Origin of the sequence: Streptomyces sp. col6 (genome assembly GCF_008042035.1) — a bacterium.
Taxonomy (GTDB): domain Bacteria; phylum Actinomycetota; class Actinomycetes; order Streptomycetales; family Streptomycetaceae; genus Streptomyces.
In genome coordinates this window covers 49,976-72,162 of sequence record NZ_RDBL01000025.1, presented here as the reverse complement: position 1 = coordinate 72,162, position 22,187 = coordinate 49,976, and the positions used below count along the sequence as shown (strand labels likewise).

The following is a 22,187-nucleotide window of genomic DNA, read 5'->3' as shown; positions in this document are numbered from 1 at the left end:
CCGGGTGGGATCACACTGCAGCTCAGGGGAGTTCTCTGGGGGCTGACGGGGTGTCGATCTCGTGGGGCGGGCCTGCTGTTACGTGCGGACGGATAGGTTGCAGTCGAAACTTTCGGGATCCCGGGCAGGCCGGCCGGGCCCCGGGGCGACTGCGTATTGACAGTGGGCAGTCAAGTTCGTTCTTATGGGTGGGAGCGCTCCCATTCATGAACGTCCCCATGGTTCCCCACCCGAGGAGGCGCACATGCCCATTCCCGTCCCGCGACTGGCGCGCAGAGCCTGGACCGCCGCCGGCGCCGTATGCGCGCTCGCTCTCTCGCTGCTCGTCGCCGTGCCCGCCAGCGGTTCGGCCGCCGCGTCCGGATGCCAGGTCGACTACACCGTCAACGAGTGGACCGGCGGCTACACCGCCGAACTGCGGGTCACCAACGCGGGCCCGGCCCTCAGCGACTGGCGGGTGACCTGGACGTACGAAGGCGACCAGCACGTCACCTCGGCGTGGAACGCGGCCGTCACCCAGACCGGCCACACCGTGACCGCCGTCAACACGGCCTGGAACGGGGCTCTGGCGACCGGCGGCACGGTCGGCTTCGGGGTCCAGGGGACCTCCGGGGCGGGCGGCCCGGTACCCACCGGCTTCGCCCTCAACGGGGTCTCCTGCGGCGGTGACACCACCACGCCCCCGACCACACCGCCTCCCACGACGCCGCCGACCACCCCGCCGTCCGCGGAGTGCGGTGGCGCCGTCGTCTGCGACGACTTCGAGAACCAGGCCGGCTCCGTGCCCGCCGGGGACTGGAAGTTCACCGCGCCCGACTGCCAGGGCACGGGCACGGCCGCCGTCGATACGGACATCGCGCACAGCGGCACGCGGTCGCTGCGGCTGGACGGGAAGGCCGGGTACTGCAACCACGCCTTCGTGGCCTCCACCGCCGACCTCTCGTCGGTCGGGCCGGTGCTGTACGTACGGATGTGGGTGCGGCACACCACGGCGCTCCCGGCGGCGCACGTCGCCTTCGTGTCCATGCCCGACAGCTCCCAGGGCGGCAAGGCGCTCCGGATCGGCGGGCAGAACGGCGCCCTGCAATGGAACCGGGAGAGCGACGACGCGACGCTCCCGGCGCAGAGTCCGACCGGGGTGGGGCTGAGCAGGCCGCTGCCCACGGGCACGTGGCAGTGCCTGCGGTTCGCGGTCGACACCTCGGCCCCGGGGCTCGACACGTGGCTCGACGACGAGCAGGTGCCGGGGTTGCACGCCGACGGTGTGCCGACGCGGGACATCGACGACCAGTGGCTGTCCCGGACCACGCCGCCGAGGCCCACCGCGCTCCGGCTGGGCTGGGAGAGCTACGGCACCGGCGACGACACCCTGTGGTTCGACGACGTGGCCGTCGGCTCCTCGCCGGTCGGCTGCTGACGGGCTGCGGCCCGTCGAATGGCCCGTGAGTTCACTCCGCGCCCAGGTGGTCGCCCGGGGTGCCGACCTCCGCGGCGGCCGCCAGGACGTGGGGGACGGCCTTGTCGGCGAGCCGGGGATCGGCCGTGACCACGTTGATCGCGGCCCGGACCGGCCAGCCGGGCAGGGGGGCCGCGATGCCGTGGGCGCCGACGTTGACCTCGCTGTGCGTGATGACGTAGCCGGCCTCGCGGACCTCCCGCACCCGGTCCGGCTCGGCGGCGCGCGGGGGGCCGGAGGCCAGGGCGGCCAGGCCTCCGGCGCCCCGGTCCAGCGGGTCGCGGCTGCCCTTGCGGTACCAGAACAGAGGGCCGTCGGTCGGCGGCTCGGCCACCACCGTGGTGACGGCCGCTGTGCCGACGGCCTCCACCAGGCTGGCGGTGGCGTCCAGTCGGCGGGCGAGGCGGTGCAGGACGGGCTCCGCGACGGTCCGCAGGCTGGGCCCGGTGCCGCCGAGCAGCCCCGGCACGGCAGGGCCCACCGTGTAGCGGCCGTCGTCGTCGCGCGCGGCGAACCCGGTCCGGTGGAGGGAGACCAGCAGGCGGTGCGCGATGGAGCGGTGGAACCCCGTCGCCGCCGCCACCTGACTTGTGGTCAGTCCGCCGGTGTGGCGGCCGAGTTCGACCAGAAGGGCCAGACCGCGCTCCAGGGTCTGCGAGCCACCGCTCTCGGAGTCGTCTCTGGGCGTCATTCCACCTCTTCGGGGATCGGCCGGATCGTGGGGAGGATCCTGCCACGGACCTCGCCCAGGCCGATGCGTCCCCGGGCGCCGGGTGCCGAGTAGCGCAGGACCACCTCGTCGCCGTCCCGGAGGAACGTGCGCTCCTCGCCGCCGGCCGTCCAGGTCTCCTTGCCGCCCCAGGACAGTTCCAGGAACGAGCCGCGCTGGTCCTTCTCCGGTCCCGAGATGGTGCCCGACGCGTAGAAGTCGCCGACCCGCAGCGAGGCGCCGTTGACCGTCAGGTGGGCCAGCATCTGCGCGGGCGACCAGTACATGGACGCGTACGGCGGGCGCGCCACCACGGTGCCGTTGACCTCGACCTCCACGTCGATGTCGTAGCCCGACGGGCCCTCCTCCCGCAGGTAGGGGAGTACGGCCGGGTCCTGGCCGGGCAGTTCGGTGCGGGCGTGCTCCAGTGCGGCGAGCGGGGTGACCCAGGCGCTGATGGTGGTGGCGAAGGACTTGCCGAGGTTGGGGCCCAGCGGGACGTACTCCCAGGCCTGGATGTCGCGCGAGGACCAGTCGTTGACGCCGGTCACACCGAAGACGGTCTCGGTGAACTCCGAGGTCGCCACCCGCTGCCCGAGCGGGACCGTACGGCCCACGACGAAGCCGAGCTCGGCCTCGATGTCCAGGCGCAGGGACGGGCCGAAGACGGGCGCGGGGTCGGTGGGTGCCTTGCGCTGGCCCGCGGGCCGGTGCACCGGGGTGCCGGAGACGACGATCGAGCCCGCGCGCCCGTGGTAGGCGACCGGCAGATGGCGCCAGTTGGGCATCAGCGCGTCACCGTCGGGGCGGAAGATGCGGCCGACGTTGGTGGCGTGGTCCACGGAGGCGTAGTAGTCGACATAGTCCCCGACCTCGAACGGCAGGTGGAGGGTGGCATCGGCCAGCGGGACGAGCCGGACGCGGTCGCGGTGCGCGGCGTCGGTGAGCAGGTCGACGGCCCAGGCCCGGACCTCCGCCCAGACCGACGGTCCCGAGGCCATGAGCGGGTTGAGCGCGGAGGCGTCGAACAGGGGCGTCCGGTCGGGGCGCAGGGCCGAGGCCGCGGCGGCCAGGTCGAGGACGTGGTCACCGATCCGGACGCCGACGCGCGGCCCGCCGTCCGTGGTGGAGAAGACGGCGTACGGGAGGTTGTCGACGTCGTACGCGCTGCCGGCCGCGGCCTCGACCCAGGTCTCGGGGTGGGTGCTCATGCGGGGAGCCCTTCGGTATCGGTGACGGGTGGCGGTCCGGCGGCGGCCGGAAGGGGCACGGGCCACACCCTAGCCGAGGTGTTTCTCAATGCGGTCGGGTCATGTTCCGATATCGGGCGGTCAATCTTCAAGAAAGCGCAATGGTCTAGGCCAACGCATTGACGTGAATGCGTCACGCTTCGATTCTGGCGGCACCTTCTCCCGACAGGAGCCTCCATGAAGCGTCTACGCGCTCTGCTCTCCGGCGTGGCCACCGCCGCACTGGCCACCGCAGGACTCGCGGCCTTCGCCGCGCAGCAGGCTTCGGGTGCGTCCGCCGACGCCACCGCGCTGGGCAATCGGTGGTACGCCGCCGCGCCCTATCTGATGCCGCACGACAACAATCCGCCGGACGCGGGCGCCATCATGGACGCCACCGGCCTCAAGGCGTTCCAGCTCGCCTTCATCCTGGCTCCCAACGGCGGCGGGTGCAGCCCGACATGGGACGGGACGTCGCCGGTCTCCTCGGACACCGCCGTGGGCTCCGTGATCAGCGCGATCCGGGCCAAGGGCGGGGACGTATCGGTGTCCATCGGCGGCTACGGGGGAACGAAGCTCGGCCAGACCTGCTCCGACGCGGCTGCCACCGCCGCCGCCTACCAGCAGGTGATCACCAAGTACCAGCTGAAGGCCATCGACTTCGACCTGGAGGAGCCGGAGTACGAGAACACGGCCGCCATCGCCCGCGAGATCGGCGCCGCCAAGATCCTCCAGCAGAACAACCCGGGCCTCTACGTCTCGGTCACCACGGCGGCGACCGCCGACGGCACCGGCTGGTTCGGCAAGCAGATGCTCAACGAGGCCAAGGCCCAGGGCTTCACGCCCAACAACTTCTCCATCATGCCGTTCGACGGCGGGTTCAACGGCGCCGCCGCCCAGACGAGCGCCCTGACGAACTTCAACTCGATCCTGCGGTCCACCTTCGGCTGGGACGAGGCGACGGCGTACGCGCACGAGGGCTTCTCCGGCATGAACGGGCGCAGCGACACCGGCGAGTACTTCACCCAGGCCGACTTCCAGACCGTCCTGGACTTCGCCACCAGCCACCACATGGACCGCTTCACCTTCTGGTCCCTCAACCGCGACCGCCAGTGCACCCCGCCCGACAACAACGGCAAGACGTCCGGCACGTGCAGCAGCGTGGCCCAGTCGGACTGGGACTTCGCGAAGTACTCGGTGAAGTTCGCCGGCGTCACCCCGCCCACCACCACACCGCCGACCACGCCGCCCCCGACCGGCAGCTGCACCGCCGCCGCGTGGAGCAGCAGCGCCGTCTACACCGGCGGCACGACCGTCTCGTACGGGGGACACACCTGGAAGGCCMAGTGGTGGACCCAGAACGAGACMCCSGGCAGCACSGGYGAATGGGGYGTCTGGCAGGACCTCGGCCCCTGCTGACCCGCCGCCGCCCCGGTTCCGGCCGGGGCGGCTCGTCCTGCTCGGCTGCCTGCACGTGTCACCCGCTTTGCTCTGCCCCACCACCCTGCGACTAGTTTGTGTCCAGCACTGATGATGGGCGGTCCCGTGACGGCTGAGGCGCACGGGGAACGAGAGGTCGGGAAGAGTGTCGCTGCGCGCAGGCGATCCAGCCGAGATCGGCGGTTATCCGCTGGAGGCGCGGCTCGGGTCAGGTGGCATGGGCACGGTCTTCCTGGCCCGTACGAGTTCGGGCCGGCCCGTCGCGGTCAAGCTGATCCACCAGCACTTCGCCGGCGACAGCGAATTCCGCATCCGCTTCCGGCAGGAGGTCGCCGCGGCGCGGCGGGTGAGCGGAGCGTTCACCGCGGCCGTGGTGGACGCCGCGCCCGAGGCCGAGCAGCCGTGGATGGCGACCGCCTACATCGAGGGGCCCACGCTCGCGCAGCGCATCGCGGACGGCGGCCCGCTCGGCGGGCCCGAGCTGCGGAGCCTCGCCATCGGTCTCGCCGAGGCGCTGCGCGACATCCACCGGGTGGGCGTCGTCCACCGCGACCTCAAGCCCTCGAACGTGGTGCTGTCGGCCGAGGGGCCGCGCGTCATCGACTTCGGCATCTCGCGCGCCGCCGACCAGCAGACGCTGACGATGACCGGACGCGTCATCGGCACGCCGCCGTTCATGTCGCCGGAGCAGTTGCAGGACCCCCGGGGCGTGGGACCGCGCTCCGACGTCTTCTCGCTGGCGACCCTGCTGGTGTACGCGGCGACGGGGCGCGGGCCCTTCGACGCCGACAGCCCGTACCTGACCGCGTACCAGGTGGTGCACGAGGAACCGTCGCTGGACGCGGTGCCCACGGAGCTGCGCACGGTCGTCGAGCCGTGTCTGGGCAAGGAGCCCGAGGGCCGCCCCACGGCGGACGAGCTCCTGGAACTGCTGCGGGACCTGCCGGCCGGCCTCGGCGGGGGCGGCGCGGCCGGGCCCGCTGCCGGCCGCACCCGTGACGTCGTCACCGAGCACCACCTCGCGACCCGGGACACCTCCGCCCCGGCCGCCTCCGCCCCGTCCGCCCCCGCCGCGGACGGCACGGACCTCGCCTCGGAGGGCCCCCGCACCGGTCTCGGCCGCCGGTTGCGCGGCCGGTGGCGGCCCGTGCTCGCGGCGGCCGTCGCCGTGGCGGCGATCGGCGGCGGTGTGACCGCGCTGGAGGCGGGCGGCCTCGGCGGAAACGACCCCGAGGGCAGGACCACCGCCGCGGCGCCCGCCGTTTCGCTGCCGGACGGCTTCCGGCCCTGGCATGTGACCGTGCCCGGCGGGCAGGAGGACATCCCCGACGAGCTGCGCTGCGTCGCTCGCGGCGACGCCGCGTTCTGCGGGGGCGGCGGGGTCGTCGCCACCCGGATCGACGTCCGGGACGGCTCGCGCGCCTGGACGGTGAAGAGCCCGGGGGTCCCCGTCCAGGGTCTGCACCTGGTGGGCGCCACCGACGACACCGTGATCGGTTACCGGTCCGCCGTGCAGGGCGACCCGCAGGGGCGTGGCGACGAGGTGGTGGCCGTCGACGCCGACAGCGGCAAGGAGCTGTGGTCGACGACCTCCGGCGCCCAGTCGACGGCCGTCACGGGCCGGACCCAGGACGCCGTCGTCACCGGCTCCGCCGTGATCACCGTCAACGCCTCGGACGACGCCTTCGAGGCCCGGGACGCGCACAGCGGCGAGCTGACCTGGACGGCGCCCTTCCCCGGAGGTTCCCGGTGCGCCCCCGTCCTGGCGGGCAACGTACTGCTGGCCATGTGCGTGACGGACGCGGAGATCCAGGGCCAGACGGTCCGCCGCCCGGTCGTCCACACGCTCGACGTGGCCGAGGGGAGCTGGGGCCGGGCCATCGCGCTGGACGGGCCCGGCGTTCCCGTGGGCGCCGCCGGAGGCCGGCTCGTCCTGCTCCAGGAGCACACCGAGGGAACGGCGCTCACCGGCTACGACGCCGTGACCCGGCTCGACCCGGTCTCAGGGAAGGTCACGACCACCGAGCTGGACACCACGTACGAGGGCACGCCCGGCATGGCGGACGGCACCGTGTTCGTGAGCTCGCAGACCGGCCGCGTCACCGCGTTCGACCCCGCCAACGGCCGGAAGAAGTGGGCCCGGCAGACCAGCGTCGAGGGGGCGTCGGGCCCCGTCGCCGGGGACGGCGCGCTGTTCTTCAGCTCCGCCACCGGCCGTGTGGTCGCGCTGTCACCCTCCGACGGTACGACGCTGTGGGCGACGGACCCCCAGGCCGACGGCCTGACCGGCGAGGAGGGCGCGAGCCCGCGCGTGACGGTCGCGGGGCGCGTGGTGGTCGTGGCCGCCGACCGGAACACCCTGTTCGCCTTCGACACGGAGCACCCGCCCACGTCGGGCTGAGCGGCGAAGCCCCTCACCGGCCCAGGCGCTCGCGGACCCGCGCGGTGTCCGGCCGGCACAGCTCGTCGACGAGCCGCCCTTCGGCGAGCAGCAGCACCCGGTCCGCGTACGCGGCGGCCACCGGGTCGTCGGTCACCAGCACACAGGTCTGCCCCTCCCGGTCCGCCCCGGCCCGCAGGAGCGCGGCGATCTCCAGCCCGGCGGCCGGACCGAGGGCGCCCGCCGGATCGTCCGCGAACAGCACATCGGGGCGCGCCACCAGCGCCCGCGCGATCGCCACCCGCTGCTGCCGGTCCCCGGAGAGCTGCCCCGGCCGGTGCCGCTCGTACCCGGCAAGCCCCACCCGGGCAAGCACCTCCCGGGCCCGGTCCCGCCCCGCGAGCAGCCCGACGTTCTCCTCCACGGTCAGGGACGGGACCAGGTTGAACGCCCGGGAGACGAAGCCGGCCCTCTCGCGCCGCAGCTCCGCCAGCCGCCGCTCGGGCAGCCGGGTCACCTCCGTACCGCCCCAGCGCACCGAGCCCCGGGACGGCCGGTCCCTTCCCGCCAGGCAGTGCAGCAAGGTGGTCCGGCCGGAGGCGGCGGGGCCCATGACCGCCGTGAACGTACCGGGGGAGAGGTCCACCGACACCCCGCGCAGCGCCCGGACGGCCGAGCCGCCGTGCCCGTACGTGCGGTGCAGGTCCTGTGCCCGGACGGCGGTTCCGGTGCCGATGCGTGTCGCTGTCGAAGTCATGACCTCATCCTGGCCGTGCGGGCCGCGGCGATCGATCCTGCCCGCACCCGGACCGGGGGTACGGGAAAGTGCACCATCGCCGGGGTGCGGACCCCGCCGCGTCTACAGTGGGCCGCATGAACCGCTGGACCGAGCTGACCGGAGAGACGTCCGGGGAGGACTACGCCGCCCGCTTCGCGGCCCTCGCCCGCAGCGGCAAGGACATGCACGGCGAGGCGCGGTTCTGCGCCGCCCTGGTCCCCGCCGGGGCGCGGGTGCTCGACGCCGGCTGCGGCACCGGCCGGGTGGCGATCCGGCTCGCGGAGCTCGGGTACGACTGCGCCGGCGTGGACGTCGACGCCTCGATGCTCGCCGTGGCGCGGAAGCAGGCGCCCGCACTGCCCTGGTTCCGGGCCGACCTGGCCGCATTCGACCCGGACGCGCTCGGTCTGGAGCCCGGCTTCGACCTCGTCGTCGCCGCCGGGAACGTGATGGCGCTGCTCGCCCCCGGCACCGAGGCCACCGTCGTCGCGCGCCTCGCCGACGCCCTGCGTCCGGGCGGTCTGCTGGTCGCCGGGTTCGGCCTGGACGCGGCCCACCTCCCCGTAGCGCCCGGTCTCACGCTCGCCGAGTACGACGACCACTGCGCCGCCGCGGGACTCACACCCGTCGACCGCTTCGCCACCTGGGACGCCGATCCGTACGAGGGCGGCGGGTACGCCGTCAGCGTCCACCGGCGGGGCGAGCGCTGACGCGACAACGGCTCCAGGGCCGCGCACAGCGCCTCGGGGAAGGCGGGCTCCACGCGATGGATGTCCGCGCAGCCGCCGGCCGTCGTCCGGGCGGCCGGCCCACGACGTCCTCCAGCTGATCGCACCCGCTCATTCCCCCTGGTCCGAACCATTGTTCTCCGGGGGCAATATGCGGCGGCCGTTGATCCATTCCATCGCGTGTTCGTATTGACTTGGACTAGGTCCATCGTAGGATCGGTTCCGGCCGGAGCCAGGGCAGGCCGTCCTCCGGGGCGGGACCGGTCAGGCCACTTCACCCGCCCCATTCTCAGAGCACCGAGATCCGCCCCGTCCGGAAGGAATTCCATGACTGAGAACCACGACGCGATCGTCACCGACCCCAAGTCGGAGGAGGCCGGCGGCTGCCCCGTCGCGCACGGTCGCGCGCCGCACCCCACCCAGGGCGGCGGGAACCGCCAGTGGTGGCCGGAGCGGCTCAACGTGCGGATTCTCGCCAAGAACCCCGCCGTGGCCAACCCGCTCGGCGAGGACTTCGACTACGCCGAGGCCTTCAACGCCCTGGACCTGCCCGCCGTCAAGCGGGACATCGCCGAGGTGCTGACGAGCTCGCAGGACTGGTGGCCCGCCGACTTCGGCAACTACGGCCCCTTCATGATCCGGATGGCCTGGCACAGCGCCGGCACCTACCGCATCAGCGACGGCCGCGGTGGCGCCGGCTCCGGCCAGCAGCGCTTCGCCCCGCTCAACAGCTGGCCGGACAACGCCAGCCTCGACAAGGCGCGGCGCCTGCTGTGGCCGGTCAAGAAGAAGTACGGCAAGAACATCTCCTGGGCCGACCTCCTCGTCCTCACCGGGAACGTCGCCCTGGAGACCATGGGCTTCAAGACCTTCGGCTTCGGCGGCGGCCGCGCGGACGTCTGGGAGCCGGACGAGGACGTGTACTGGGGCCCCGAGACCACCTGGCTCGGCGACGAGCGCTACACCGGCGACCGCGAGCTGGAGAACCCGCTCGGCGCCGTGCAGATGGGTCTCATCTACGTCAACCCGGAGGGCCCCAACGGCAACCCGGACCCGCTCGCCGCGGCCCGCGACATCCGCGAGACCTTCCGCCGCATGGCGATGAACGACGAGGAGACCGTCGCCCTGATCGCGGGCGGCCACACCTTCGGCAAGACGCACGGCGCCGGCCCCGCCGACGCCGTCGGCCCCGACCCCGAGGCCGCGCCGATGGAGCGCCAGGGCCTCGGCTGGGAGAGCTCGTACGGCACCGGCAAGGGCGGCGACGCCATCACCAGCGGCCTCGAAGGCATCTGGACGGACACCCCCACGGCCTGGGACAACAGCTTCTTCAACATCCTGTTCGGCTACGAGTGGGAGCTGTTCAAGAGCCCCGCGGGCGCCCACCAGTGGCGGCCGAAGGACGGCGGCGGCGAGGGCACCGTGCCCGACGCGCACGACGCGTCGAAGAGCCACGCCCCGACCATGCTGACCACCGACCTCTCGCTGCGCTTCGACCCGGCGTACGAGCAGATCTCGCGGCGCTTCCACGAGAACCCGCAGGAGTTCGCCGACGCCTTCGCCCGCGCCTGGTACAAGCTGACCCACCGCGACATGGGCCCCGTCGTCCGCTACCTCGGCCCCGAGGTCCCCGAGGAGACGCTGCTCTGGCAGGACCCACTGCCCGCGCGCACGTACGAGTTGATCGACGCCGCCGACATCGCGGCGCTCAAGGAGAAGGTCCTCGCCTCCGGCCTGTCCGTCTCCGAGCTGGTCTCCACCGCCTGGGCCTCCGCCTCGTCCTTCCGCGGCAGCGACAAGCGCGGCGGCGCCAACGGTGCGCGCATCGCCCTCGAACCGCAGAGCGGCTGGGAGGTCAACGACCCGGACCGCCTCGCGGGAGTCCTGCGTACGCTCCGCTCCGTCCAGGAGTCCTTCAACGTGGAGCAGCAGGGCGGCAAGCAGGTCTCCCTCGCCGACCTGATCGTCCTCGCGGGCGCCGCCGGGGTCGAGAAGGCGGCCAAGGACGCCGGAACCACGGTCGAGGTCCCGTTCACCCCGGGTCGCGTCGACGCCTCGCAGGAGCAGACCGACGTGGAGTCCTTCGTCGAGCTGGAGCCCGTCGCCGACGGCTTCCGCAACTACCTCGGCAAGGGCGACCGGCTCCCCGCCGAGTACCTGCTGCTGGACCGGGCGAACCTGCTGAACCTGAGCGCGCCCGAGATGACGGTCCTCGTCGGCGGTCTGCGCGTCCTGGGCGCCAACCACCAGCAGACCTCGCACGGTGTGCTCACCGACGCGCCGGGCACGCTGACCAACGACTTCTTCGTCAACCTGCTCGACATGGGCACGACGTGGAAGTCCACGGCGGACGACCAGAGCGCCTTCGAGGGCCGCGACGCCGTCACCGGTGAGGTCCGCTGGACCGGCACCCGAGCCGACCTGGTCTTCGGCTCGAACTCCGAACTGCGCGCCGTCGCCGAGGTCTACGCGAGCGACGACGCCAAGGAGAAGTTCGTGCGCGACTTCGTCGCCGCCTGGGACAAGGTCATGAACCTGGACCGGTTCGACCTCGTCTGATGAGCCGTAAGGGCCGGTCCCCGTGTGGGGGCCGGCCCTTACTGGTGCGGGAACGCGGTCAGGCGGTGGCCACCGCGAAGACGTGGATGATCCCGCCCTCCGTGGTGCCCGGCAGCGTCACGGACGCGAGCTGCTTCCCGGCCTGGAGCGCGATGGGCGCGGTCGTGAAGACCTCGGTGCCCACCGGGTCCTTTCCACCGCCCTGCACATCGCGGTACTCGGTGTGCACCGCGACCGTGTTCCCGTACGAGGGCTGCTGCGAGCCGCCGCCCAGCGTCCAGTCGCTGAAGCCGATCTCGGCCTGCTGCGTGGAGCCGTCGGTGTACGTGAGCGTCACCGTGCCCGACGCCTTGCCCTCGGCGGCGCTCCCGAGGAACGCCAGCTTCGTGTCACCCTCGCCGGAGGCGACGTTCAGCACCTGGGGGCCCGCCCCGACGACCTCGATGTTGTCCGGGTCACCGGCCTCCACCTTCGGCCAGGTGAAGTCGAAGCCGCCCGAGGAGACCGTGCCGCCCGGCGCCGCACCGGCCGCCGCGAGCGCCTGGGCCGAGTAACTCCAGCCCTCACCGTCGAAGTTGGCCTGCGGGTTCTGGTCGTCCGCCGAGATCCCGGTGCTGTTGCGGTTCCACAGCAGCCCGTTCTTCTCGGCGACCGTCACCGCCGCCGACGTCTTCGGCAGCTCCGTGCCCGCCGACGACGTCAGCGTCACCGGGACCGTGTAGTAGCCCTCGGCGGTGTCCTTCCCCGCCGACACGGTGAGCTTCGCCTGTGCGGCACCGCTCGCCGGAACCGTGAAGTCGCCCTCCGACGGGGTCACGGTGACCCCGTCCGGCGCCTGGGCCTCCCAGTGCACCGTGGTGGCCTTCGTCTCCAGGCTCTGCACCTTGACGACCGTCTGGGTGCCCTCGCCGCCCGGCTCGACCTTCAGCTGGTCGGGCGAGGCCCCGGTGAAGTACTTCAGCCCACCGCCGGGGAAGGACGGCGGCGCGTCGGCCGGTGCGCTGCCCCAGGAGGTGTCGGGCGTCGCGCCGAGCGTGAAGTCCAGCCGCCCGCCGTGCTCCACCAGCGAGTCACCGACCCACGGCTTCGTGGACGTACGGCCGTTCACCTTCAGCCCGTGGATGTACGTGTGGTTCGCCGACGCGGCCGGAGCCTCGATGGTGATCTTCTTGCCGTGCCCGGTGTGCACCACCGCTTGTGGGAACAGCGGCGCGGTCAGCGTCAGATCGGCACGGCTCGGGTTCTGCGGATACATGCCGAGCGCCGAGAAGACGTACCAGGACGACATGGTCCCCGCGTCGTCGTTGCCCGGAATCCCGCCGGGACCGTCGGTCCACAGCTGGTCCAGCTCCGCGCGGACCGTCTCCTGCGTCTTGTGCGGGGCGCCGAAGTAGTTGTACAGGTACGGCGCGTTGATGTCGGGCTCGTTCGTCGGGTCGTAACGCGTGTCGTCCTTCGCCGAGAAGTCGAACTTCCCGTCCGGCGTACGGAAGAACGCATCCAGCCGCTCCGTGGCGCGCGCATTGCCGCCCATCGCACCCGCGAGACCGGCCACGTCCGAGTAGACCATCCAGGTGTACCGGGCGCTGGAGCCCTCCACGAACCCGGCGCCGGTGCCGGGCGTGAAGGTGCCCGCCCAGCTGCCGTCGGCCTTGCGGTCGCGTATGTATCCGCCGTGCTCGGTGGCGTTGGCGTCGAAGACGTTCGTCCAGTTGCCCGACCGGTCCAGGAACTTCTTGGCGTCGCCCTTGTTGCCCAGCCGCCGGGACAGCTCCGACAGACCGTAGTCGGCCGCGGCGTCCTCCAGCGTCTCGGCCGCCCCGCCCCAGCAGTGGCAGTTGTCCGCCGGTACGTAACCGAGCTCCAGGTACTTGTCGAGCGCGGGGCGCTGGCCCACGCACTCGACGTTGCAGCCCGAGCTGTCGGAGTCGTTGGCGGTCGGCACGGTCGCCGCCGTGACCAGGGACTTCAGCGCGCCCTTGACGTCGAAGTCACGGCCGCCGAATGCGTAGATACCGGCCAGCGCCGCGTCGGACGGGTCGCCCGACATCACGCTCGTCTTGCCGTTCTCCAGCAGCCAGCGGTCCCACTCGCCGTCGCGCTGGTTCGCGTAGTTGAACAGGGACTGCGCGTAGTCGCTGCCCGCCCTCGGGTTGAGCAGCGCCATCAGCTGCACCTGCGCCCGGTACTGGTCCCAGCCGGAGAAGGTGCCGTACTGCGCCTTCTGGCCCTTGGACAGCCGGTGCGGCTTGCGGTCGGCGCCGAGGTAGCGGCCGTCCACGTCGCTGGTGAGCGTCGGCTCCAGCATGGAGTGGTAGAGCGCGGTGTAGAAGGCGGTGCGCTGGGTGTCGGTGCCGCCGCCGATCTCGACGGCCTTCAGCGCCTCGTTCCAGTTCGCGGCGGCCTGCCGCTTCACCGTGTCGAAGCTCTTGCCCGGTCCGTTCTCCTTGCGGAGGTTGGCCTCGGCGTTCGCGGCGCTGACGTACGAGACGGCCACCTTGGCGCGTGCCTCGGTGGTGCCGTCCGCGAAGGTGACGTACCCGCCGGAGCCCTTGCCCTCCACGGCGTTGCCGGACGAGCTGTAGCCCGTACCGCCGGAGGCGGAGGTGGAGCCGGGGTTGAGGGTGCCGTCCTTCCAGGTGCCGGTCTTCGCGAAGGGCTTGTCGAAGTGGGCGGTGAAGTACAGCGTGTACAGGTCCTTGCGGTTGTTCGCGCTCTGCGGACCGCAGAAGTTGCCCGCCGTGACCGACCCGGTCACCGTCCGCGCGGCCTTGTCGATCCGCACGGTGGCGTCGGTGCTGCCGGTCTCCGAGTTGGAGGTGCGGAAGAGCAGGCTGGCGGGCTTGTCCGCCGGGAAGCCGAACTCCCCGGACCCCGTCCTGGCGGTCGTGGTCAGCGCCGCCGAAGCGCCGCCGGCCAGGCCGACCCTGTAGTAGCCGGGGGTGGCCGTCTCGTCGTCGTGCGAGAAGTCGCTCGCGTACTTCGCGTCGGTGGTGTCCGAGGTGGGGGAGGAGTCCACGTCACCCACGTACGGCATGATCGGGATGTCGCCGTTCGCGCCCGAGCAGCCCACGCCGTTGAGGTGGGTGAGGCTGAAGCCGCGGATCTTCTTCGCGTCGTACTGGTAGCCGCCGGGAGCGGGCGTCGAGACCTGCTTGCCCCGCGAGTTCTGCGGACTCCACGCCAGCATGCCGAACGGCTGCACGGCACCCGGGTAGGTGTTGCCCGCGTTGGACGTACCGATGAGGGGATCGACGTACGACACCGGGTCCTTGACGATGTCCCGGCCCGGCGAGGCCGACGCCGGGGCGGCCGCGACCGCGAGCCCCGCAACGGCCATGGCGGCGGCCGTGACGGAGCCCATGGCCCGGATCGCGGTGTGCGTTCGACGTGTGTGCGTCTGTGGCACCGTTCCTGCCCTTCTGATGTGACGGACGGTCAACGCGGTGGGAGCGGGGCGCCGTGACCGCAGCGGAACGGCGTCGCCCCGACAACGTTGTCAACGACGTGAGGATGCTCCTCCTGCTGATCCGGGGTGTCAAGGCTCCCCGGAAGCCGTCCGTCCGGCCGGGCTGCCCACGTGCAACAGCCCGGCCCGCGCCCCCGGTTGTCCCGGAACGTCAGCGCAGGGACGCCGGAAGCGGCTCCCGGTGCAGGATGCCCAGCCGCTGCGTGGCGCGGGTCAGCGCCACGTACAGGTCGCTCGTCCCGAACCGGCCGGGCTCCACCACCAGGACGTGGTCGAATTCCAGGCCCTTGGCCTGCCGGGGCCCGAGCAGCACCACCGTGCGGGTCAGATCCGGCTCGGCGCCGGGCACGGCCCCGTCCAGCGGGGCCGCGATCTCCTCGTGCAGCTCGCGCGGCGCGATCACCGCGAGGCGCCCCTCGGCGGGCGTCAGCTCGGCGACCGCCCGCGCCACGGCGCCCGCCAGATCGGCCCCTGCGTCCCGGACCCACGGCACCTCGCCCGTGGACCGCACCGAACCCGGCGGCTCGAACGACGGGTCCTCGGCCCGCAGCACCTTCGCCGCGACCTCCATCACCTCGGCCGGCGTGCGGTAGTTGACCGCGAGCCGCACATGCTCGTAGCGGTCGCCCACGTACGGCTCCAGGATCTCCTGCCAGGAGCCGACGCCCGCCTCCTCAGAGGTCTGCGCCGGGTCGCCCACCAGGGTCATCGACCGGGTCGGCGACCGGCGCATCAGCAGCCGCCACGCCATCGGCGACAGCTCCTGGGCCTCGTCCACGATGATGTGCCCGAACGCCCACGTCCGGTCGGCGGCGGCCCGCTCCGCCGCGCTGCGGTGATCGGTCTCCTCCTGCCGCTCCGCCATCCGCTCCGCGTCCACGATGTCGTGCGCGGCCAGCACCTCCGACTCCTCGTCCTCGAACTCGAAGGACTCCGAGCCCCTGGACAGTTCGAGCACGCCCTGCGCGTACGCGATCCGCTCCTGGCGCTCCGCCTCGGCGGCGGCCCGCTCGGCGCTGTCGTCGACCCCGAGCAGTTCGGCCGCCTCGTCCAGCAGCGGTACGTCGGCCGGTGTCCAGGCGTCCTCACCGGACGCGCGCCGGATGGCCCCCGCGTCCGCCTCCGGCAGATGGACCGGCTCGGCCAGGTAGTCGGCGAGGAAGCCCTGCGGGGTGAGCGGCGGCCACAGCTCGTCGATCGCCGCATGGACCTCCTGGCTGACCGCGACGGCCTTGCCGAGCTGGGCGATGTCGTCCGGCCCCAGGAAGTTGGGCCCGCCGTACGGGTCGGCGCCGATGCGCTCGGTGAGCTGGGCGGTCAGCGCGTCGATGATCCGGAACGCGAAGTGCGGCCGGGCCAGGTTGTGGGGCAGCCGGGTGTCGCGGGCCGCCTGCCGGGCCTCGTAGGCGATCTCCCAGTCCAGGATCAGGTCGCCGTCGTCGTGCGGGACGATCAGCGGGGCGCCCGGCTCGGGCAGCAGCTGCCGGTCGCGCACGGCGAACTCCAGCGCCTCGGCCATGGCCGCGCCGCCCTTCACCGCGGCGGCCCGGGGCGTGTCCGTGCCGTGCGCGTGGATGCCGGGGAAGAGCTCGGCCTGCGTGGCGAGCAGCACACCGGTCTCGCCGAGCGCGGGCAGCACCTCGCCGATGTAACTGAGGAAGGCCGGGTTCGGGCCCACGATCAGGACCGCGCGCTTGGCCAGCAGCTCCCGCTGCTCGTACAGCAGGAACGCCGCCCGGTGCAGGGCGACCGCCGTCTTTCCGGTGCCGGGGCCGCCTTCGACGACCAGGACACCGCGGTGCGGCGCGCGGATGATGCGGTCCTGTTCCGCCTGGATAGTCCGCACGATGTCGGCCATGCGTCCGGTGCGCGCGGAGTTCACGGCGGCCAGCAGGACGGAGTCGCCGCTGGGGTCCTCGAAGCCGGTGCGCTCGTGGTCCTCGATGTCGAGGATCTCATCGTGCAGCTCGGTGACCGCGCGGCCCTCGGTGGTGAGGTGCCTGCGTCTGCGCAGACCCATCGGGGTGTGGTTGGTGGCGAGATAGAAGGGGCGGGCGACCGGGGCCCGCCAGTCGATCAGCAAAGGCGTGTGCTCGACATCGTCCTCGCGGATTCCGATACGGCCGATATGGTGCGCGGCGCCGTCCGAGAGATCGATGCGGCCGAAACACAGAGAGCCGTCGACCGCGTTCAGCGCGGCGAGCAGACCCGAGCGCTCGGCGACCAGCACATCCCGTTCGATGCGGGCCTGCCGGCCCGTGCCGACCGGCGTCAGGGCATCCTGGACCTGCTCGGCGGCGGCACCACGCAGCGCGTCGACACGGTCGTAGAGCCGGTCGACGAATTCCTGCTCCTTGTGCAATTCGGCGCTTTCCCGAGTTGACAAAATAGCTCCCTGACGGCTAAGGTGATACTTGTTGGCCCCCGGTGAGGGGCCTTTTCTGTGGGCGCACAGAACCACTCAATATACCTGGGAAAATCCCCGGTCCGCAATTTCGGACCGGGGATTTCTCTTTGCCCGGGAGGCCTGCGGGACGGCACCTACGCCAGGACCTCGCGCAGCAGCGCGGCGTACGCACGGGGGTGGGTGGTGTTGCCGTTGTGCCCGCCGGGGAACGCGACGACCTCCCGCCCCACGATTCCGGCGAGCCGGTGTGCGCACTGCCCGACGAAGACGTCCGGTGCGGTGACGGCGCCGCCGGCGGGGACGATGCGAACCGGCGATGTTCGCAAGGCCTCCTGGTCGAGTTCGGCCTCGACGACGGCCGTGAAGTCGCGTGCGATGAAGAACCCGAAGTCGGCGACGCGGCCCGGGGTGAGGGGCATGGGCGTCAGGTCCGGCTCGGTCTCCTGACGGGCCGGGTCGATGCCGAGGACCCGGGCGATCTCCGGGAGCGCGGCCTGCAGCCCGCCCTCCCGGTACACCTCCTGGAGGTGGACGAGCTCCGCCGCGTGCCCGGCGCGCGGGCCGGCGGGCAGCAGGGAGGGGGAGACCGGGTCGTGCGCCACGAGGGTGCGCAACTGACCGGGGTGGGTCACCGCGAGGTGCAGCCCGATCGCGGCGCCCATGCTGCATCCGAGCATCAGGGCCGGCTCGTCGGTGAGCCGGGTCAGCAGCCGGTGGACGTCGTCGGCGTGCTCTTCCATGGTCACGCCCCGCTCCGGGTCGGCGAGCGCGCTGCGGGACAGGCCCCGCCGGTCGTACGTGACCACGGTGTACCGGTCGGTGAGGTGGTTCACCAGGTCGGTGCTCCGGTCGGCGCCGCCCTCGCCGCTCTGTGCGACGAGCAGCAGGGGGCCGGTGCCCCGGACCTCGTAGTACAGGGTGGCGCCGTCGGTGTCGAGGAACATCGGGGTCTCCTGGTCGGTGAGGTGACCGGCGCGGTGGGTGCCGGCCGGCGCTCTCCACCGTACTGCATCTATTTCGATGCATCAATAGAGATGCATCATTAGTGATGGATGAGCGTAGGGTTGGGCCCATGAGCGCTTCGATGACCCCGGTCCAGTTGTTCCTGCTCGGCCGGACCCTGATGAAGATCGGCGAGGAGGCGCTGCCGGAGCCCTCGTCCCCCACCGGCGCCGCGCAGCGCGGCGGCACCCGCGCGGCCCTGGTCGTACTGAGCGACGTCCTCGGCCACCAGGGCACCTCCGTGAGCGAGATCGCCGCGCGCACGGGCCTGCCGCAGAGTCAGGTCTCGGGCGCCGTGGGCCGGCTCAAGGAGACCGGCTCGTTCGTGACCGCCCCCGATCCGGCGGACGGCAGGCGGCAGTTGATCCGTACGGCCGCCGAGGTGTCGGAGCGGGTGGCCGAGGTGCGGACGGCCCGGATCGACGACGCCCTGAGCGCGGCGCTGGGCACGGACGACCCGGAAACGCTGCGCGCGGTCGGCGAGGCGCTGGACGTACTCGCCCGGCACCTCACGCCGGAGGCGGCGGGCCGCCTCCGGTCATGAGGGTGCGGGGACTCAGATCTCCTTGAGGAGCGCGTCCGTCGTCGTGACGACCGCGCAGCGGCCCGCCGCCCAGCGCAGCGCCATGTCGTGGTCCTCGCGCGAGAAGTCCGCGACGGCGTCCGCCACCACGAACGCCCGGATGTCGCGCATCCACGCGTCGGCGGCGCTCATCAGCACCCCGATGTGCGCGTAGACACCGGTGATCACCAGCTGGTCGCGCCCCTCGTCGCGGATCAGGGACTCCAGCTCGGTGCGGACGAAGGCGCTGTACTTCCACTTGGTGAGCACCGCGTCACCCGGTGCGGGTGCCACCTCCTCCGGCGACGCCAGGGCCTCCGGGTCGTCCGCCATCCCCGGCCCCCAGAAGTCCAGTTGGAGACCGCGCTCCTCGGCGCTCTGGCCGCCCCGCTGCGCCGAGTGCACCACCGGGATTCCGGCGCGACGGCTCGCCCCGATGACGCGGGCGGTGTTCGCGAGCATGCCGGTCAGCGGCTGCTCGCCGGGGCGGTAGGCGCTCAGGAAGTGGTTCTGCAGGTCGTGGACGAGCAGCACGGCGCGGGCCGGGTCGACGGTCCAGTCGACCCGGTTCGCCGGCAGTTCGTCCGCGCGGGGCAGGGGGTAGGGGGCGATGGCGGGCAGTGCCATGGGTGAGACCTTTCGGTGCCGCGCGGGGCTGACTCAGTTCTGTGCGGCGGGGGTTGGGGCGGGGGCCGGCTCGGTGCGCAGGCCCTTCTTGCTGACCTTGCCGATCCCCGTCTGGGGGAAGACGTCGACGAACTCGACGAGATCCGGAATCTTGTACGCGGCGACTCCGCGCTCGCGCACATGCCGTTTCACGGCGAGCGCCCCCAGGGCTTCGGCGTCCTTGCGCAGGATCACGTAGGCCAGGGTGCGTTCCCCGAGATACGGGTCGCTCACGCCGACCACCGAGACGTCGTGGACGGACGGGTGGGCGAGGATGATGTTCTCGATCTCCTCCGGCGCGACCTTCTCGCCGCCCCGGTTGATCTGGTCCTTCGCCCGTCCCTCGACGACGAGATGGCCGCTCGGGGTGCGGCGCACGATGTCGCCCGTACGGTAGAAGCCGTCCTCGGTGAACGCCGACCGGTTGTGTTCCGGGGCGCGCCAGTAGCCGCGGATGGTGTACGGCCCCCGGGTCAGCAGGTGGCCGAAGTGCCCCTCCGGGACCTCCTGTCCGGCGTCGTCGACGATCCGGATCTCGTCGTCCTCGGAGATCGGCCGGCCCTGGGTGGTGACGACGGTCTCCTGGTCGTCGTCGAGCCGGGTGTAGTTGACGAGGCCCTCGGCCATGCCGAAGACCTGCATCAGCCGGCAGCCGAGCGCGGGCTCCAGACGGCGGGCCGCCGTCTCGCTGTACTTGGCGCCGCCGACCAGGAGCAGTTCGAGGCTCGACAGGTCCTGTTCCGTCGCGGCCGCCGCGTCGGTCCACAGCAGCGCGAGCGGCGGAACCATGCCGGTCATGGTGACGCGCTCCCGCTCGATGAGCGGGAAGGCGGTGGCGGGGTCGGGCCGGGGGCACAGGACGACCGTGCCGCCGGCGTACAGCGTGCCGAGCCAGCCGGGCGAGCTCATCGGGAAGTTGTGCGCGGCGGGCAGGACGACGAGGTAGCGGGTGTCCGCGTCGACGCCGCAGATCTCGTTGGAGCCGCGCAGCGAGTAGATGTAGTCGTCGTGCGTACGGGGGATGAGCTTGGGCACCCCGGTGGTTCCGCCGGACAGCTGGAGGAAGGCCAGGTCGTGCGGCTCGGGTTCGTCGTCCGGGCCGGCCGTCCCGTCGCGCGGTACGTCGGACAGCGCGGTGTGCTCGCCGGGGTCGCCGACGACGAACACATGCTTCAGAGTGGGCGCCTGCTGCTTGAGCGCGGTGGCCAGCGCGCGGTGGTCGAATCCGGCGTGCCGGTCCGGGATCACGTAGGCGACGGCCTCGGCGAAGGAGCAGAAGTAGCCGATCTCCGTCTCCCGGTGGGCGGGGAGCGCGTAGACGGGGAGCGCGCCGATCCGGAAGAGGGCGAAGACCACCTCGGCGAACTCGGCGATGTTGGGCAGTTGCACGACGACCCGGTCGCCCTTGGCTATGCCGCGCGCCCGGAAGCCGGCCGCCAGCCGGGCCGCGCGCTCGTCCAGTTCGCGGTACGTCCACGCGCGGCGCTCGGGCGCCGGGTCGACGAGCGCGACACGGTCGCCGTGGGCCTCGGCGCGTTCGCGCAGCATGCCGGCGAAGGTCTCGCCGCGCCAGTGCCCGGCCGCCCGGTAGCGTGCGGCGAACTCGGCGGGCCAGGTCGGGGCGTCTTCGTGCGGTGCGGTGTTCACAGGGTGGCTCCCACGGCGTTGAGGAACGTACGGAACTTGGCGCCGGTCTCGGCGGTCTCGGCATCGGGCGACGAGGCGGCGACCACCCCGGCACCGGCGAACAGCCGCAGGGAGCGGCCCTCCGCCTCGGCGCAGCGGATCGTCACGACCCACTCGCCGTCCCCGTCCGCGTCCTGCCAGCCGACCATGCCGGTGTAGGCGCCCCGGTCGAAGGGTTCCGACTCCGCGATGACCGCGCGGGCCACGTCGGTGGGCGTCCCGCACACGGCGGGTGTGGGGTGCAGCGCGGAGGCGAGGTCGAGCGAGGTGGTGGCGGGGGCGGTGAGGGTCCCGGTGACCGTCGTGGACAGGTGCCACATGGCCTCCGTCCGTACGAGCGTGGGCTGTTGGGGCACTTCCAGGCTCGCGCAGAACGGGGCGAGGGCCGCACGAACGGCCTCGACGACGACGGCGTGCTCGTGGAGGTCCTTGGGTGATTCCAGGAGCGCGGCGGCCCGCCGGACGTCCTCGGCGAGGTCGTCGCTGCGGGGTGCCGAACCGGCCAGCGGGTTGGCGGTGAGCCGGTTGCCGGTGCGGGCGACGAGGAGTTCGGGGCTGGCGCCGATCAGCGTGCGGCCGGGGCCGCTGGGGAGCGCGAAGGTGTAGCCGCCGGGGTCGTGCCGGGCCAGCCGGCGCAGCATGGCGGGCAGGTCCAGGTCGTGCGAGGAGGTCAGCTCCAGGGTGCGGGCGAGGACGACCTTGTCGAACTCGCCGGCGCGCATCCGCCGGACCGCCGCCGCCACCGCCGCGCAGTACGCGGCCGGGGCGGGAACCTCCCGGGTCTGCCAGGTGCCGGGCCCGCCGTCCGGGACGGGCCGGGAGACGAGCGGGTCCTCGCGCAGGGCCGTGGCCCGGCGCACGGTCTCGGGAACGGCCAGTGATCCGGCCGCCCACGGGTCGAAGGGCAGCGCGCCCATGACGACCGGCGCCGTGTGCCCGGCCCGCCGTGCGGCGTCGAGGGCTTCCCGGACGCGGACGGCGGGAGGTCTGTCGTCGTGCGGGACCTCGGCGGCGGTGCCGGTGCCGAGCAGGGTGCGGCGTGGTGTGGCGAGGAAGCGGTCGGTGCCCGGCCGGTAGGCGTCCAGCAGCGCGGTGGCCGGGACGGCGGGGCCGGGG

At 72.6% G+C, this 22,187-nt stretch carries 15 protein-coding genes; 6 read left to right on the top strand and 9 right to left on the bottom strand.

All coding sequences use genetic code 11. The features are described 5' to 3' along the window. The first annotated feature begins 244 nt into the window (after window positions 1-244). On the top strand, window positions 245-1,417 hold the full coding sequence (locus EAO73_RS26890) for a cellulose-binding domain-containing protein (RefSeq protein WP_147974167.1): 1,173 nt from the start codon (window positions 245-247) through the stop codon (window positions 1,415-1,417). A gap of 31 nt (window positions 1,418-1,448) precedes the next feature. Here the strand turns inward: EAO73_RS26890 and EAO73_RS26885 are convergent, their stop codons facing one another. Both EAO73_RS26885 and fahA read right to left on the bottom strand, forming a co-directional pair. Next, the gene (locus EAO73_RS26885) at window positions 1,449-2,147 is read right to left on the bottom strand and encodes an IclR family transcriptional regulator (RefSeq protein WP_147974166.1); all 699 of its coding nucleotides are present in this window, start codon (window positions 2,145-2,147) and stop codon (window positions 1,449-1,451) included. Continuing rightward, window positions 2,144-3,376, bottom strand: a complete 1,233-nt coding sequence (gene fahA, locus EAO73_RS26880) for a fumarylacetoacetase (protein ID WP_147974165.1) — start codon at window positions 3,374-3,376, stop codon at window positions 2,144-2,146. The genes EAO73_RS26885 and fahA overlap by 4 nt, the downstream gene beginning before the upstream one ends. A 216-nt stretch (window positions 3,377-3,592) precedes the next feature. On the opposite strand from fahA, the gene EAO73_RS26875 reads away from it, so the two are divergent. Continuing rightward, window positions 3,593-4,813, top strand: coding sequence for a chitinase (locus EAO73_RS26875; protein WP_191134233.1), 1,221 nt, complete (start codon window positions 3,593-3,595; stop codon window positions 4,811-4,813). 166 nt (window positions 4,814-4,979) lie between these two features. Then, the gene (locus tag EAO73_RS26870; protein ID WP_147974164.1) at window positions 4,980-7,235 is read left to right on the top strand and encodes a protein kinase domain-containing protein; all 2,256 of its coding nucleotides are present in this window, start codon (window positions 4,980-4,982) and stop codon (window positions 7,233-7,235) included. A 13-nt stretch (window positions 7,236-7,248) separates the two neighbouring features. On the opposite strand, the gene EAO73_RS26865 is transcribed toward EAO73_RS26870, so the two are convergent. After that, the gene (locus EAO73_RS26865) at window positions 7,249-7,971 is read right to left on the bottom strand and encodes an ABC transporter ATP-binding protein (protein WP_147974163.1); all 723 of its coding nucleotides are present in this window, start codon (window positions 7,969-7,971) and stop codon (window positions 7,249-7,251) included. Window positions 7,972-8,087: 116 nt separating this feature from the next. On the opposite strand from EAO73_RS26865, the gene EAO73_RS26860 reads away from it, so the two are divergent. Continuing rightward, on the top strand, window positions 8,088-8,702 hold the full coding sequence (locus EAO73_RS26860; RefSeq protein ID WP_147974162.1) for a class I SAM-dependent methyltransferase: 615 nt from the start codon (window positions 8,088-8,090) through the stop codon (window positions 8,700-8,702). Between the two features lie 345 nt (window positions 8,703-9,047). After that, window positions 9,048-11,279 (top strand): catalase/peroxidase HPI, encoded by a 2,232-nt coding sequence (katG, locus tag EAO73_RS26855; RefSeq protein ID WP_147974161.1) that lies wholly within the window; start codon window positions 9,048-9,050, stop codon window positions 11,277-11,279. Window positions 11,280-11,337: 58 nt separating this feature from the next. Here the strand turns inward: katG and EAO73_RS26850 are convergent, their stop codons facing one another. The 3 genes from EAO73_RS26850 to EAO73_RS26840 form a co-directional block, all read right to left on the bottom strand. Continuing rightward, window positions 11,338-14,643, bottom strand: a complete 3,306-nt coding sequence (locus tag EAO73_RS26850; protein WP_147974160.1) for a GH92 family glycosyl hydrolase — start codon at window positions 14,641-14,643, stop codon at window positions 11,338-11,340. 256 nt (window positions 14,644-14,899) lie between these two features. Then, window positions 14,900-17,110: a HelD family protein gene (locus EAO73_RS26845; protein ID WP_147974178.1), complete on the bottom strand. Its 2,211-nt coding sequence runs from the start codon at window positions 17,108-17,110 to the stop codon at window positions 14,900-14,902. Window positions 17,111-17,289: 179 nt separating this feature from the next. Then, window positions 17,290-18,099: an alpha/beta fold hydrolase gene (locus tag EAO73_RS26840; protein WP_147974159.1), complete on the bottom strand. Its 810-nt coding sequence runs from the start codon at window positions 18,097-18,099 to the stop codon at window positions 17,290-17,292. Between the two features lie 140 nt (window positions 18,100-18,239). On the opposite strand from EAO73_RS26840, the gene EAO73_RS26835 reads away from it, so the two are divergent. Beyond that, window positions 18,240-18,701, top strand: a complete 462-nt coding sequence (locus EAO73_RS26835; RefSeq protein WP_147974177.1) for a MarR family winged helix-turn-helix transcriptional regulator — start codon at window positions 18,240-18,242, stop codon at window positions 18,699-18,701. Between the two features lie 12 nt (window positions 18,702-18,713). Here the strand turns inward: EAO73_RS26835 and EAO73_RS26830 are convergent, their stop codons facing one another. The 3 genes from EAO73_RS26830 to dhbC all read right to left on the bottom strand — a co-directional run. Continuing rightward, complete coding sequence (locus EAO73_RS26830) at window positions 18,714-19,346, bottom strand: isochorismatase family protein (protein ID WP_147974158.1); 633 nt, start codon at window positions 19,344-19,346, stop codon at window positions 18,714-18,716. Between the two features lie 33 nt (window positions 19,347-19,379). Continuing rightward, a complete protein-coding gene (locus EAO73_RS26825) occupies window positions 19,380-21,032 on the bottom strand; it encodes a (2,3-dihydroxybenzoyl)adenylate synthase (RefSeq protein WP_147974157.1) in 1,653 nt (550 codons plus the stop codon). Further along, window positions 21,029-22,187: isochorismate synthase DhbC (gene dhbC, locus EAO73_RS26820; RefSeq protein WP_147974176.1), on the bottom strand; the 1,159-nt coding region annotated here is incomplete at its 5' end. The genes EAO73_RS26825 and dhbC, both read right to left, overlap by 4 nt.